A 14,866-nucleotide genomic window follows, 5' to 3' on the forward strand; every position below is an offset into this window, starting at 1 on the left:
TTCAAGATCTCTCTATAAATCTTGTTGAATCTTAACTGTCGATAGTCTTGAAACGCCAACGCTTCTAATGCCTTTTCATTTGTGCAGGAATAAATAATGAAACAAAACCCGATCACTTTAACCCGGTCCACGTTACTGTGGGCGTGTCTGGGGATTGCTTGCGGTTTGTTTGCGGCATTATATTGGGTTGCTTTATCCAACTTGATGCAGGTCTTTGAGCAGTTTCATGGGCTGTCTTTGTTAATTGTGATGCCCCTGGCAGGTTTTCTGGTGGGTTTGGTGATTCATCGGTTAGGCAATCCGGGGGAAATTGGGCTGGTGATTGACAATATTCATCTGAATGGTGGGCGATTAGCCCTACGCGAAAATCCTTCGATGATTTTGTCGTCGCTGATCAGTATTGCCAGTGGCGGTAGTGCGGGCCCCGAAGCCCCTATGGTGCAGGTTACAGGGTCGCTGGGAACCTGGTTGGCTGACCACTTTCGGCTACGGGGAGAGGCTCTACGAACGTTGAGTATTGCTGGCATGGCGTCTGGTTTTACTGTATTGTTTGGTGCGCCGTTGGGGGGTACGTTCTTTGCGTTAGAAATTTTGCATCATCAGCATGTGGTGCAATATTCGGAGGCCATTTTGCCTGCAATTGTGGCAAGTTGTGCCAGCTACAGCATTTTTGTTGCTATTACTCAACTGGGTATCGGTCCCGTTTGGCAGTTTCCGCAATATACCGTTGAAAGTCTGTTTGATTTTGCTGAGGCGATCGCCTATGGCATTATCGGGGCGATCGCCGGTTGGCTGTTTATTTGGATCTTCCGCCGTTGTCGTCACGTTTTAGAATCTGTGAGCGTGATTTATGTGCGGACAACTCTAGCAGGGTTAGGGTTGGGTATACTGGCGGTGCTTTTTCCCCTGACTCGATTTTTTGGTGAACATCAGCTAGAGACGATCGCAGAGGGGCACTTTTCTATCGCTTTTCTGTTGGGTTTGGCGATCGCCAAAATGGTTGCAATTAGCATCACCGTTACAGGCGGATGGCGTGGTGGCATTATTATTCCGTTGTTCTTTATCGGAGCTTGTTTAGGCAAGGCGATCGCCATCACTTATCCTGGTTCTAACGAAACATTAGCCATGATCAGTGTCATGGCGGCACTGAATGCAACGGTCACTCGAACACCCATCAGCACCACGTTACTATTGGCTAAATTGACGGGTCTGGGCACTTTTACCCCCATTCTTTTTGCCAGTATCGTAGGGTTTTTCCTGGCTCCCCGCCATCCTTTTATTGATTCTCAGCTGAAGATGGAGCATCAACCGGAATGACCTTGCTAATTACGGTTGCGTGAGAGCCGCGCAGAGCGCGGCTCTCACGCAGCAAGGTATATAGCGATCCTAAATCCGTTGTGAAAGTGCCCGCCCTTCGGGCGGGCACTTTCACAATTGCTATATTATTGGCGATAGTTTTATTGGCGATAGTTTGTGACATCAGGGCATAGAAAGGATAGCTTGAACAGTTTCTATAAACAGTGTGGGCTGATCTGGGGTGATCAAAAGGTTAGTTCCGGTTGACCGTTCCAGTAAGATGAAGCGATCGGTTTGGGAGATGTAAAACTCTAATAGGCCCCGTCGAGACGTCCATAGCCAGCCAAACCCACCCCACAAACCACCGACGCCAATCCGGATTGCCCAGCCAAATTCTTGCTGAAATTCAGTTGGATTGAGCACCCGAACCCTCGTGATACTTCGGAGTGGAATGTTGCGTCGCCAAGCCGGAAAAACCAGTTCCAGGCTATGGTGCGAAACGACAAAGCGAGATGGACGACATCCCAGCCAGACACCGGCATACAGCACCAGGAGTGATGCAAAAACGATGCCCATTAAGCGATCGCGTAGAACCAATGCCAAAATTCCGAACAACAGAGGAATCACTAAAACGACGAGGGTCAATCCCTTAAATAGGGGTGACATCGGTGCCAATTTAAAGCTGTGACTCATTGCCGCTATGTCCTTGTAAGCAGGGCAAAAGGAGAAGATGGAGGAACGGTGCCTCCCTATTTCCTGTCCTACCATACTCTGTAGGGTGCTGTATTAAATAATGCATAAAAGTCAAAATATCGCTCACATCAGCAATGCCAGACGACGAAAGCCATGTCACAAAAAGTAAAAATATTAAGAGACTCTCGGACGACTTCGGCAACAAAAGCTAGATTGGTCTAGTAAGAGATGTGGTTACAGTGATCTAGCTCAGTTCCAAGAGAGAATTTTTGATTTTATGATGTCTTACCAATCAAACCTGGAATCGTTGTCTGATGGGCTTGAAGATGGCACCAAAACAACGACGAGCTATCTGGAAGTTATTGAGACTGTTATTTCTAGCTTGCAAGAAGACCAGAGTGCAATGGTCAGTCATACTGACGAGAGTTTCCTCTGGAAATTTAAATACGGCAGCGTTGAGGTATTTGTTCAACTCACTGGCTTAACGGATGAAGATACGTTTACCGTGTGGTCAGCCGTCCTAAAATTGCCTGCTCAACATGAATCTGCTCTGATGAAAAAATTGTTGGAGTTGAATTGGACGAGTACCTTTGAGGCTCGGTTTAGTATTTTTGATGACTGTATTGTTGTGTCGGCAGCGAGAACTGTTGCAGAACTTTCCCCGGCAGAGGTTTCGCGCAATATTACCGTTGTTGCCACGATCGCCGATGAGTATGACGAAATTCTTCAGGCTGACTACGGCATGAGTTAAGCCATTCTGAATAGCACGATTTGGCGATTGATTCCTCCATTGGAAGCTCCTGGGCATCTCCAGATGGCGATCGATCGGTGGTTGTTTGAGCAACATTGTCAGGCTCTACAGCCACCGACGTTGCGGTTTTATGGCTGGGCACCCGCTGCTATTTCGTTGGGCTATCATCAGCGCCACTATCCCGACCATTGGCAGCAGTTGACCTGGAACAACCAGGCAGTCGATTTGGTGCGACGTCCCAGTGGCGGACGGGCAGTGTTGCATCAAGGAGATTTGACCTATGCGGTGATCACGTCCCAGATGCCGGGGAATCGTACGCAAGTCTATGAGGCACTGTGTCAGTTTTTAATTGAAGGTTGGCGATCGCTTCAGGTCACCCTTCACTATGGGCAAGCAGGACGGGGTTATATTCACAATCCCAATTGTTTTGGTACGGCTACCGCTGCCGATTTAGTCTTGAGCAATGGCAGCAAATTTATTGGTAGTGCCCAACTGCGGCGAGGCAATGCCGTTTTGCAGCATGGTTCGATGCGGCTTAATCCTGATCCAGGCTTATTTCGGCAAGTCTTTGGCATGGATCTGCAACCCCTGGATCTGCCACTGGAGCTGTCGCAGGTGCAAGCGATTCCCACCATCACCGAGGCACTGGTCAAAGCAGCCAGCCAATGTTTTGGTGTGACATTAGAGCCTCAGCCGTTAACTGCGGCTGAATGGGCAGCGATTCAACGGATCTGAATCAGAATCCAATCTCCCTCGACTGTGGCGATCGCCCCGCCTGGAAAGGGATCGGTTTGGCTGCGGTTGGCAGCCGTGATCAATGCTGTGAGCTTTTCGATATGGTCAAAGCCCGGAGCGGTCGGCAAAAGTTGGGTGAGGAACTGCCGCATGACTCGCCGTTGCAGGGCTAAGGGTGCTGCTTTGAGTAGGGGACGATTCAGCCGATAGCCATGGATCAAGGCAGCTTCATCTCTTGCCACGACTCGGGTATACAGGCTGTGGGCTTCACTTTGGAGATAGTCTACTTCGGCTTGCAATAGGTCTGCGGTTTGTGCCAGAGCCTGTTCGACCTGGGGATTGAAATGGGTTTGCAGGTAGGGCAGCAGTTCTTGACGAATGCGGTTGCGGGCGTAGTGCCAGTCTTGATTGGTCGTGTCTTGCCAGATGTTTAGGTTGGCATCCTGGCAAAAGGTTGCCGTTTCTGCTCGGCTGATCTCTAACAGCGGGCGGATCAGCTGCACACCGGGAACTAGCTCTCGTCGCCAGGTCAGGGCTTGCAGGCCATCGGAACCGCTACCTCGCATCAGGTTATACAACAATGTTTCGGCGCGATCGCTCAAGGTATGTCCTGTGATCACGGTGGGATAGTTCTGCTCCAGGGATATATCTGCCAGGACGGTATAGCGCCATTCTCTGGCGGCAGCTTCGCTGTTGGGTGGAACGGTGGCGATCGCCTGAAAATAAGGGATCTGCCAGGTGGCTGCCAGGTGTTGCACATACTCTGCATTGGCGGTGGAATCGTCTCGCCAGCGATGATTGCAATGGGCGATCGCCACTGTCCAACCCCATTTTGGTTGCAGATCGAGCAATAGCCGTATGAGACAGAGGGAATCTTGTCCGCCTGACACAGCAACCAGCAGCCGCTGATGTTTTGACAACAGCTGTCGCTGACGCAGAGTCCGATGCAGGCGATCGTGTAGGGCAGTCCAGGGGGGAACGGAATGTGTCATGCGCCAACGGTTTTAGGAGTCAGTGGGCGCGGATAAAACGGGGGTGTTTCCGGAAACCAGGGTTTCACAATACCGTCTGAGGTCGTTCGTCGAAGCGTTAATCCAATCCTGTGCTTGCTGACGCATTGCTTCGTACTCGGTTGATATCTCTTGACCAAAGCCGCCTGCCTCCAGGTGCCGTAGAAGAGATTGGATAATTGGTAAGGCGATACTCACGCCGAAGAGGGCATTAAAGCCTGCCACAACGACCGGAGCCGCCAGAAGCACGGTAAGTTCTGGGAACAGCGCTAACACGGCAATGAGGATGACAAAGAAAATGGGCGCTGTCACGCCGGTTGTGACTGCTACGGCAATAATTTTGGTTTTGAATTCATCAAGGGTAATGTCACCGCGATAGAGATCCAGGGTATAAGCAACGGCTGTGACCAGGGTTTGGGTCAAAATGGCTGTTCCTGTAGCTGCTAACCCCAATTGAGCGATCGCGCCAGAGTTTTTGACGATGGAATCTACCGCATTATAAACCCGGATATAAAGCTGTTCGCCCCCCGTCATGACGTTCGCGCCCCGCCGGAAATTATCGACGCCAATTTCCCAGACGATATTATCGGCACCATTGCCCCCGCCTTGCGATCGCGGAATCACATGACTTCCCTGTTTATCTGCCAGAAATTCACGAATTGTGCGTTCGTTGGCTCCCAACTTGGATGTTCCTGGAATTTTGTCAAACAGCCCCATGACATCGGCATCGGATCGCGATGGATCACCCACCCGAATCCCTGCTCCATGTCGCAGCCGTTGAGCAATTTTGGGCATGTCGTTTGCCAGTTGTTCCACAGTTCTGGGCACATCTTTCAGGGAATTCGCGATGCTGAGTCCCGATGCTCCTATTGCCAGTGCGATCGCACTCAGAACTTGTTCAGATGTCTGGTCAAAGGTTTGCTGCATTGCTTCAGCAGCACTCAGTCGATGTATCTCCAGGGTCTGGGCTACTGTTTCCAGGGTGTGTTGAGTCGATTGGGCAGTGCGATCGCTAAAGTCTTCAACGGCACTCTTGCTGGCTTGAGTCATTTCAACAACCGCTTGATTCATGTCTTCCGCCATTTTGCTGACGGAATGAGCAACGGTTTCCGATGTTGCTTTAGCGGCTTCCGCAAGTTTGTGTGCTTCTTTCAAGAAATCCATAGTGAAGAAAATTGCGATGATGGCAGCAGATCAATCTCAGGATCGTGATTTTATTAAATCCACGCTCCTAACTTAACTCATGCCCTTTTAGAATTCATGGACTAACACTCTGGCTCATGAAATCTTCTCATGGGGTCACAGTCGTGGGGTCAAAGTTGTTTTGTAGGGTGCTGCGCATTTAGAACCAGGATTATGAAGTATTAAAAAGCGGCGCTCTGCGCCGCTTTTTAATACTTCATGTCGAAGATTTATGGTTGCCAGCGCAGCGACGCTGCGCTGCCAAATATAAATCTAGTACACCAACTTAAAAGTTTTAGAGGGGGTGGAGGGGGTTCTACCCCCTCTTGGGGGCGCAGCCCCCAAACCCCCATGTTGCAAAATTTCGTGTTTGCAACACTAGTAATCGGTCATTTCATCGGCTGGGTAAACGTCACTGCCTCCCCGGCTGTAGGGTTCTTCCCGTGAATAGATATCTTCACGGTTGGGGCGACGACGGGTATCTTCGCGGGGGCGAATCTCTTCGCGAAATCGAGGGTCTTCGCGGGGGCGAATTTCTTCACGGCTGCGGGGGCTTTCTTTGAGCAGTTTGGGGGGTGGATCGGGACAAAATTCCAGGCGGATGCGCACTTTACCTCGTTGCCAGCCCTGGTTGCCCAGACGCAGCGCTTCGCATGGCAAACCCTCGTTAAACCAACCTTCGCTATCTTCAGTCCATTCTTCTTCCTGTTCGCTGATCAATTGCGCCAGGGTATCTAGAAATTCGCTCACACGAAAGGTCGGATTTGACATCAAGATCCGACCTCTGATGATGTGGAGAACTTCGTTATCATTCAACAGCCCAAATTCTTGATCCATGCGTATTGCTCAGCGTTTGATGTTCGTGCAAAACATTTGAGAAGGGGCACGACCGGAGGACATTGTGCTTAGAAAAACCAGCCGTAACTATGTAACCCTTTTCCTAACAGGTTAACGCCTAGATAGCAAATCCAAACGACAACAAACCCTGATGCTGCCAGAATTGCGGGACGGCGACCTTGCCAGCCACGGGTGATACGAGCGTGCAGGTAGGCAGCAAACACCAGCCAGGTAATCAATGCCCAGGTTTCTTTGGGATCCCAGCTCCAGTAAGATCCCCAGGCTTCGTTTGCCCAGACGGCTCCGGCAATGATGCCAATCGTCAGCAAGGGAAAGCCCAGACCAATCATGCGGTAACTAATGTTATCGAGGGTGTCTGCTAGGTTGAGACGTTGGGGCGATAGGGTTGGAGTAGTTTTCTGGGCAGGACGAGCCGCCACGGGATTGAGGACAGCAGTGTTACTGCCGGTTTTAGCCGCCGCGATCGCCGCTTCTGCCATTTCCAGCTCACCGGCGGCTAATTCATTAGCGGCTAAGGTTTCTGCCCGACGCAGTTGGTAGCGATCGCTGCGATAGGCTCCGGTGCCTACGGAACTGCCGTGTAATTCGACTGGCTTGCCCCAGGTGGCAACTAAAAAGGCGATCGCCAGTAAGGCACCGACCATCAAGGCGGCGTAGCTGAGCAACATGACGCTGACATGCATCATCAACCAATTGGACTTGAGTGCCGGAACGAGCGGTTCTGCATGTTGCATTTGGGCGGGCAATGACAGGGTGGCAAAGGCGCTAATTGCCATGGCGACAGGTGCGGTGACTATCCCGACCCAGTTGCTGCGGCTCATTCTTTCTGCCACTAGGTGCATGGTGGTGATGCCCCAGGCGATAAAGAACAGAGACTCATACAAATTACTGAGAGGGAAATATCCGGCTTCGATCCATCGCGCACCCAGTAAGGTAGCAATACCCAGATTGGCGATCGCCATACCCGCGCTACCTAAGGCAGGGAGATAGGGAATGCCCGGAAAGGCTGCCCCTGACCAATAAATCAGCATGGTGAGAAACAGAACAGCAAATGAAGCGTTATCTAACCAGTTCTGTAAAGTAACTAGATCCATGCAGTGTTCCCCCTAACAGCGAGTCGAGCAGAATTATATAGCAATTGGCAGGATGTCATGTTTGAGTGTGGTTGGCTAAACAGGTTGACTGTGTTAACGTGTCCAGCCAATCACACTTAAAATCTTGAGGCTAACGATGATCGATGCCACTCTTATCCTACCGAGTCTTGAACCGGATAGTTAGGGATCTGTTGTTTAATACCATGCTTGTTGTAGGTAGCGACCTTACAGCGCTTCGCGCTTGAATATGGTTAGATTTTTTTGTTGTGTGCCGCGCGGAGCGCGGCACACAACAAAAAATCTGTGGCTTAATCAATTGAAAATGGCTGTACATCAGCTGTGAAAGCGCCCACCTGAAGGGTGGGCGCTTTCACAATGATTCTCAGGGAGAGGTTGCAGGGGCATTGTCGGGGGGCGGTGTCGGAAATGATTCGGGGGGCAAAATCTCTTGAGGTGAGGGTGGGGTGTTATCGGGTCGCTCTAGCTTGCGGAGCAACACATTAATGTCGTAACGAGTGCTGCGTTCCCCTTGAATCGTAGCGGTGACGCCGATCGCTCGAATGGCTGATAAAAACTCATCGGCTTTACCCGGTATGTTGGGCAGGGGCAACTGGCTTTCTGGCTTAAACAGGCGATCGAGATCGATAAAAAAGTGCCCGTTATTAGAACTCAGCGAGGAAGCCGTAGTTGATTGATACAGTTCAACATCCGCCAGAGGGGTTTCGGGTTTGGGTAAAAAGCTCTCGGTCACGGTCGAACCCAGGACTAGAAAAGCGACATCTCGCTCTAGCCAACCTCGGGTGACATGCACGGAACCAAACCGGGAATCCCAACGGGTGACCGCTTGATCGTTGACGTTGGCTTCGCTCACTTTAAAGCCATAGCGCGATTGCATCACCTGGTCTAGTTTTTTGAAGGCAGCTTCGGCAGCAGTGCGATCGCTCGTTTCAATCATCATCACTAACCCCGAAGCGGATTTTTCTGGATCGGTTGCAGGTTCCAGAGCGGCGATCGCGGCGATGGCAAACTCTCCGTCCATCCAGGGGATCAGGTCTTGTTCTGGGTCTAACCCGGTGGTGGTGCGAATGGCTTGTTGTAAAATGTTGGGATTGGCTAATTGATCTGGTTCAGCCGTAGATGTTTGGCTATAGGATTGCCAGACCTGTTTTAAGCTGCCCCCAGACATCATCAATGCCGTATTGGCGGGTAGCAGTTGTGGCATCTGTCGGGCGTTATTGGTCACGGCATACCGTTGTGGACTGTTACTGGGCAACCAGTTCACCCCACGAATACGCAAACCTGAGCCATCTAACGTTGCGGTCATGGCAATGCCCTGATTGTGTTGTAGGGGCGTTAAGCCTCGCAGGGGAACGGATTGAATCGAGTTAGCAGTTGCTAATTCCCTGGCTTGCGGGGCATTGACATATAGCCGGATGAAGGGCTGTGATACAGAAATTTGCTCGAAGGCTCGACGATAGCCTGCGGTATCGGCAACGGACGATTCTCCCTTAAAGGTATCAATCACCCGTTCGATCGCCTGTTCATCTTTCGATACGGCAACAGTTTGGTTGTTCAATACCGTCGAAAATTGGGGGGTATCTGTTACCCCTGGCAACTGACTAATGGGTACCCCTTTGTAATTCCGAGATGGGGCTGGTGTTCCTGATGGGTTCAGTCGAGCTAAAACAGCCTGAGCCTGGGCGGGATTGCTGATCGGCAGCAAAATGACGACAGACTGATCGTCTCTGAGCGGGCGAACCGTCTCGTCAGACTGTGCATTTGCAGGGGTAGAGGACAAAAAGGCGATCGTAATTTCTTGACCAACCCAGGGTTGAATGTCTTGTTGATAGTCGAGGTTCTCACTATCCAATAGGCGATCGCGCCATTCTGCCAGCTGTTTCTCCCACATCTCCTGGCTAGCAGGTGTACCAAATTGCTTCAGCCGTTGCCATTGCCGTTCATCCGTCGCAACAGAAACCGTCATAATGGTTTCCTGCGGAATCAGATCAGCTCCAACGGGCAATTCTGGGGGTAAGGGGCGTTGAGAATTGAGCCACCAATATGCGCTGACTCCTCCTAAGGTGAGACCTGCGACAGCCCCCGAAATCAAAATCAAGATAGACTTTTGCTTCAGGATCATAGATCTAGACCCAACCCTCAACACACGTGCTCTGTCAATCTAGCAGGTTTGTTGGGGCAGATGCAGCCGCATCTGGGGCTAGCTTGGGATTGTGGATTTAATAAAACTAAAGATTTTATTTTTGGAAGCGCGGCAACACCGCGCTTCCAAAAATGAATTTCTGGGTTTTATTTAACGTGTGATCCTTGATAAAACAGTGACTCCTCTAAAATAGCGATCGCCCTACCCGCCTATGCGTATCCGCCCTGCCCAACCTGATGATGTGCCTCAGGTCTTGCCCATGGTGGCGCAGATCTGTGCGTTGCATGAAACCTGGGACGCTGACAAATATGGATTTTTGCCCAATCCGGCTGAGCGCTATCGCCGATGGCTGACCCGCTTAACGCAACAGCCACAAGCCATCTTTCTGGTCGCTGAGGCATCGCCTGGGATATCCCCTGAGGTATCGCCTGAGAGATTGCTGCCAGCCGAAACCCAATTAGCCGGATTTTTGGTTGCCACAATAGAGGATGAAATCCCGATCTATCGCCTGAAACAATACGGCTTTATTCATGACCTGTGGGTAGAACCGGATTACCGCCATCAAGGAATTGCCCAGCAATTGGTAGAAATGGCGATCGCACAGTTTATGCAATTGGGAATTCAGCAGATTCGGCTGGATACGGTAGTGGTTAACGAGGCAGCACAGGCGCTATTTCAGCGGTGTGGCTTTCGTCCCAGTGTGATGGAGATGCTGTATGTGCCACAGACGGATTGATATTTGCAAGTTATAGAAACGGTGTTGTGGGGCGCTCTGCGCCCCACAACACCGTTTCTGCAACCCGAACAGTGCTATAGAACCTATCCAAAACGTGGTTCGGGGAATGGATGGTTCGTGCCCGCAGGGCACGAACCATCCATTCCCCGGATCGGCTCTACGTCACCATCAGATAGGGGGTGGCAAATAAGCTACCCCAACCCTGGATGCGAGCAGGGTTAACCCCTGTCATCATCAACGACTTCCACAGGACAACGGCAATGGTGTCATAGATGGGGATGCCAATCTGTTGTTCTAATGCATTGACGAGCGGTGCTGCTCGCAGGTTGGTGCAAAAGGTGGTGATGGCGTCCGGTCGGCTGGCTGAGACTTGATGCACCATCGAGGCGATCGCGTCTGCGGATACGTTAGAGAAGGCAGCATTGACGGAGAGGTTGAGGTGTTTCTCGGCAATGCAATGAATGCCTGCGTCTGCAAAATTTGCCACAATCCGGTCTTGAACGTCCGCCAGATAAGGGGTGACTAACCCAAGTTCCTTAATTTGGCGATCGCGCAATACTTCCAATAGCGCCAATACCGAGGTCGTGGCAGGAATTCCGGTGGCTTGAGTGATTGCCTCACATAATTGCAGATCGGCTTCAAACCCCAGCCACCCTGCCGATGTACCATTCCAGGCAATTACATCTACCTGGGCATCGGCTAACAACTCAGCCGCATACAGCAGGGGAGATAGATCGAATTGTGCTAACGCGGACTGACTGAGAGAAATCTCCGTGACTCGAAACCGACCAAAATGGGCAGACGCTTCTGGTAAACCCGCTAACATCGCACTGGTGACAGGTTCTAATACTGTATTGGAAGAAGGAGTCAGCATCCCTAAAACTACTCGCTTGCCCATCTGCATCTGCGGAATGAAGGACGGTCAATACTTTAGCCAGTATTAATAATTCAGGCAGTAGTCACAGTTACACTCAAACGCGATCGCCAGCACCTATCTTCTGGATAGATACTGGCGATCGCGTTTAGAGAATTCTCAATGGCGTGACGTATGAGGTGTTGTACGAGAGCCGATCAAGCGCAAGCTGAGAATCAACCCCCTGCAACCGCAGGTACAATGCTGACTTCATCACCCGCATTCAGGGTTGTGTTCTTGCCTTCCAGGAAGCGAATGTCTTCACTGTTGACATAGAAATTGATGAAGCGGCGCAATTCGCCCTGATCATCGCACAGACGGGCTTTAATTCCCGGACAGCTATTTTCGAGGGCATCGAGCAACTCAGCAATGGAACTGCCATCGCATTCAATTGTGGCTTGTTCGTTGGTGAACTTTTGCAGAGGTGTGGGAATCAGAACTTTAACAGCCATAAGGAATTGAAAGTAAATAGTAAAAACAAAGGGGTGATGGTCTAGTGCTGGGATTGGTTTTTTGGAAAGGCGCGCGCCGCGCGCCTTTCCAAAAAATATTACCTAACCCGGAGATGGGGGTGGTTTTTAAACCAACACCTGTTGCCATTCCAGGCGATCGAGGGTTTGCGCCCGTTCCAAAGCCCGCTCAAAGCTATCGAGCTTGGGTTCGATGGTAAAGGGTTCGCCAATATAGCCTTGTACTGCTTCTTGAGTCTTCAAGCCATTGCCGGTGATGTAGGCAACGGTTGTTTCGTCAGGATTGATTTTGCCAGCTTCAACCAGTTTTTTCAGAGTGGCGATCGTGGTGCCGCCTGCGGTTTCCGTGAAGATCCCTTCAGTTTCTGCCAGCAGTTTGATGCCGTCGATAATTTCTGCATCGTTGACCGATTCAATATTGCCGTTGGTCTTACGGGCAATGTCAACGGCGTAGACGCCATCTGCCGGATTGCCGATCGCAATGGATTTGGCAATTGTGTTGGGTTTCACCGGATTGATGAAGTCACGTCCTTCGCGGAACGCTTGAGCAATTGGGGAGCACCCTTCTGCCTGAGCGCCACTAAAGCGGACGGCTTTTTCGTCGATCAGACCGACTTTAATAAATTCCTGGAAGCCTTTGTAGATCTTCGTGAACAGCGAACCCGATGCCAGGGGTGCAACCACATGATCGGGCAATTGCCAGCCGAGTTGCTCAACCACTTCATAGCCCAGCGTCTTGGAACCTTCGGAGTAGTAAGGACGCAGGTTAATGTTGACGAACCCCCAACCGTGGCTGTTGGCGACTTCTGAGCACAGACGGTTGACCTGGTCGTAGTTGCCATGGACTGCCATGACGGTGGGTGCGTAGATCAAGGTGCCTAACACTTTACCCGCTTCTAGATCGGCTGGGATGAAGACGCAACAATCTAACCCTGCATGGGCAGCGATCGCCGCCGTTGAGTTTGCCAGGTTCCCCGTACTGGCGCAAGAAACAGTGGTAAACCCTAACTCACGCGCACGGGTGAGGGCAACGGAAACCACCCGATCCTTGAAGCTGAGGGTGGGCATATTCACGGCATCGTTTTTGATGTAAAGATTTTTGATCCCCAGACGACGGGCGAGGCGATTTGCCTTTACCAGAGGGGTCATGCCCGTGCCAACATCAATCGGGTTGTCGGTTGTAACGGGAAGGAAGGGACGATACCGCCAGATGGAGTTGGGACCAGCCTGGATGCTCTCGCGGGTAACGGTTCGTGCTAGCGCACTGTAGTCGTAGACGACTTCGAGGGGACCAAAGCAAAATTCGCATACATGAGTTGCTTTAGCTTCGTATTCTGCACCACATTCCTTACATTTCAGTCCGGTAAAGGTAGCAGCAGTGGATAAAGTACCAGCGGTTTGTAGTGCCTGGGTCATGGATGAATTCGCTCCCAACTTAACAAGTTTTAATAGCCTGCTCAAACAGCAATCGTTGATGATTCAGTTAGGGCAAGGCTTGTGAAACGTTCCCCACCCAATGGAAATTGATAGTAACACGGCATCAAACACCCAGTCAAATATACCCGATAAATTTTGTCGGGATTGACCGAGTAATTGATTTGATTAGGTTTCGGCTGATCTCTCTGGTCAGCGGAGGTTCAGGTTAATTTTTGTGGCAATGCGATCGCTCAAAAGCCTATCTGAAGAGGTAATGTTGCGAGTAGATTCTAGGATCACCAATTCATTAATTTGAGCGCGCGATGGCGGAGCCATCGCGCGCTCAAGTCTTTGGGCTTTGCCTTAACCACCGCTGACGGGGGGAATCAGTACGACTTCATCGCCTTCGTTCAGGACGGTATCTGGCTCGACAAATTGCAGGTTGACTCCAAATCGAGTCAGGTCACGCCAACGCGCTAACTCAGGATGCTCAGAAATCAGGCGATCGCGGACTTCTGCAACCGACGCGCCAGCGGGTAATTCCAGACTTAACTCCGATACCCCATAGGCTTCTTGATACGCCGCAAACAATTTGACTGTCACTTTCATCATGGTTTGTCTAGGTGGCAACGATGGGGGGATTCGTCGTGGGGTCATGCTCAAATGTTCTCTTGCTTCTCTCCATTCCTCCCTTCCCTCTAGTCTCCCACGGCAGAGAGTGGCAGAATTGTGTATTACAACGTGCTGAATGAGATCACACTTATGACTATCGATGCAACGCTACAAGCTGCTTTGAAACATGGAACAGCGCTGAAAGTTATCAGCGGCATTACAAATTTTGACGCTAATCGGGTTGCGGCTACTGTAAAAGCGGCGGATCTCGGTGGTGCAAGCTTTGTCGATATTGCTGCTGATCCTGATTTAGTTCGGTTGGCACGGCAGCTGACGCACTTGCCTATCTGTGTTTCGGCAGTGGAACCTGAGCGATTTGTTAGCGCCGTTGAGGCTGGGGCTGACTTGATTGAGATTGGTAATTTCGATGCGTTTTATGCCCAGGGTCGTCGGTTTGAGGCGGCAGAAGTATTGGAGTTGACCCGTCAAACGCGATCGCTCCTGCCATCTATTACTCTTTCTGTTACCGTGCCGCATATTTTGCCGCTGGATCAACAGGTGGCACTGGCAGAAGATTTGGTTAAAGCCGGGGCAGATTTAATTCAGACGGAAGGTGGCACCAGCAGTGAACCTGTCCATGCAGGGACATTGGGTTTGATTGAAAAAGCAGCACCGACTCTGGCAGCTGCCTATGAAATCTCTCGTGCCGTGCCGGTGCCGGTATTGTGTGCATCTGGGTTGTCGAATGTGACAGCGGCAATGGCGATCGCTGCTGGCGCATCGGGGATCGGTGTGGGTTCTGCGATCAACAAGCTGAACGATGAAATTGCCATGATTGCGGCAGTGCGTAGCCTGGTCGAGGCACTTCATACCGTCAGCCGTGCGGGGGTCAGAGTTTAATTTGGCAATTTTTTAGAGGGGGCGACGGTGAGAGCTAAT

Annotated in this window: 15 protein-coding genes; 5 read left to right on the forward strand and 10 right to left on the reverse strand. The window is 51.0% G+C overall.

The annotated features are described in order from the left end of the window. Positions 1-96: 96 nt before the first annotated feature. Complete coding sequence (locus tag ACR6Z4_RS18740; protein ID WP_479718831.1) at positions 97-1,317, forward strand: chloride channel protein; 1,221 nt, start codon at positions 97-99, stop codon at positions 1,315-1,317. A 162-nt stretch (positions 1,318-1,479) separates the two neighbouring features. Here ACR6Z4_RS18740 and ACR6Z4_RS18745 read toward each other — a convergent pair whose 3' ends face one another. Continuing rightward, positions 1,480-1,989 carry a PH domain-containing protein gene (locus ACR6Z4_RS18745; RefSeq protein ID WP_479718832.1) on the reverse strand — a complete coding sequence of 170 codons (510 nt, stop codon included), beginning with the start codon at positions 1,987-1,989 and terminating at the stop codon, positions 1,480-1,482. Between the two features lie 277 nt (positions 1,990-2,266). Between ACR6Z4_RS18745 and ACR6Z4_RS18750 the strand changes: the two genes are divergently transcribed. After that, positions 2,267-2,740 (forward strand): YbjN domain-containing protein, encoded by a 474-nt coding sequence (locus tag ACR6Z4_RS18750; RefSeq protein WP_479718833.1) that lies wholly within the window; start codon positions 2,267-2,269, stop codon positions 2,738-2,740. 3 nt (positions 2,741-2,743) lie between these two features. Then, entirely contained in the window at positions 2,744-3,475 is a 732-nt protein-coding gene (locus ACR6Z4_RS18755) for a lipoate--protein ligase family protein (protein ID WP_479718873.1), read from the forward strand. Here the strand turns inward: ACR6Z4_RS18755 and tilS are convergent. The 5 genes from tilS to ACR6Z4_RS18780 all read right to left on the reverse strand — a co-directional run bounded on the left by tilS (position 3,463) and on the right by ACR6Z4_RS18780 (position 9,759). Next, complete coding sequence (gene tilS, locus ACR6Z4_RS18760) at positions 3,463-4,467, reverse strand: tRNA lysidine(34) synthetase TilS (RefSeq protein ID WP_479718834.1); 1,005 nt, start codon at positions 4,465-4,467, stop codon at positions 3,463-3,465. The two genes, ACR6Z4_RS18755 and tilS, sit on opposite strands and share 13 nt — an antisense overlap. Before the next feature lie 12 nt (positions 4,468-4,479). Next, entirely contained in the window at positions 4,480-5,649 is a 1,170-nt protein-coding gene (locus ACR6Z4_RS18765; RefSeq protein ID WP_479718835.1) for an HNH endonuclease, read from the reverse strand. Between the two features lie 396 nt (positions 5,650-6,045). After that, positions 6,046-6,504, reverse strand: coding sequence for a KGK domain-containing protein (locus ACR6Z4_RS18770; protein ID WP_479718836.1), 459 nt, complete (start codon positions 6,502-6,504; stop codon positions 6,046-6,048). Between the two features lie 68 nt (positions 6,505-6,572). Continuing rightward, entirely contained in the window at positions 6,573-7,619 is a 1,047-nt protein-coding gene (gene ccsB, locus ACR6Z4_RS18775; protein ID WP_479718837.1) for a c-type cytochrome biogenesis protein CcsB, read from the reverse strand. Between the two features lie 382 nt (positions 7,620-8,001). Continuing rightward, positions 8,002-9,759: a DUF3352 domain-containing protein gene (locus ACR6Z4_RS18780; RefSeq protein ID WP_479718838.1), complete on the reverse strand. Its 1,758-nt coding sequence runs from the start codon at positions 9,757-9,759 to the stop codon at positions 8,002-8,004. A gap of 232 nt (positions 9,760-9,991) precedes the next feature. Here ACR6Z4_RS18780 and ACR6Z4_RS18785 point away from each other — a divergent pair, with 232 nt between their 5' ends. After that, positions 9,992-10,516 (forward strand): N-acetyltransferase family protein, encoded by a 525-nt coding sequence (locus tag ACR6Z4_RS18785; RefSeq protein ID WP_479718839.1) that lies wholly within the window; start codon positions 9,992-9,994, stop codon positions 10,514-10,516. Between the two features lie 157 nt (positions 10,517-10,673). On the opposite strand, the gene ACR6Z4_RS18790 is transcribed toward ACR6Z4_RS18785, so the two are convergent. From ACR6Z4_RS18790 to ACR6Z4_RS18805, 4 genes are all read right to left on the reverse strand, one after another. Then, complete coding sequence (locus ACR6Z4_RS18790; protein ID WP_479718840.1) at positions 10,674-11,414, reverse strand: maleate cis-trans isomerase family protein; 741 nt, start codon at positions 11,412-11,414, stop codon at positions 10,674-10,676. A gap of 191 nt (positions 11,415-11,605) precedes the next feature. After that, the gene (locus ACR6Z4_RS18795; RefSeq protein ID WP_479718841.1) at positions 11,606-11,881 is read right to left on the reverse strand and encodes a MoaD/ThiS family protein; all 276 of its coding nucleotides are present in this window, start codon (positions 11,879-11,881) and stop codon (positions 11,606-11,608) included. 126 nt (positions 11,882-12,007) lie between these two features. Further along, on the reverse strand, positions 12,008-13,315 hold the full coding sequence (gene thrC, locus ACR6Z4_RS18800) for a threonine synthase (RefSeq protein WP_479718842.1): 1,308 nt from the start codon (positions 13,313-13,315) through the stop codon (positions 12,008-12,010). Between the two features lie 363 nt (positions 13,316-13,678). Continuing rightward, the gene (locus ACR6Z4_RS18805; RefSeq protein WP_479718843.1) at positions 13,679-13,972 is read right to left on the reverse strand and encodes a MoaD/ThiS family protein; all 294 of its coding nucleotides are present in this window, start codon (positions 13,970-13,972) and stop codon (positions 13,679-13,681) included. A gap of 105 nt (positions 13,973-14,077) precedes the next feature. On the opposite strand from ACR6Z4_RS18805, the gene ACR6Z4_RS18810 reads away from it, so the two are divergent. Beyond that, positions 14,078-14,827 carry a DUF561 domain-containing protein gene (locus tag ACR6Z4_RS18810; RefSeq protein ID WP_479718844.1) on the forward strand — a complete coding sequence of 250 codons (750 nt, stop codon included), beginning with the start codon at positions 14,078-14,080 and terminating at the stop codon, positions 14,825-14,827. Positions 14,828-14,866 lie beyond the last annotated feature (39 nt).

The sequence above is a fragment of the Calyptranema fuscum S582 genome (assembly GCF_055793305.1).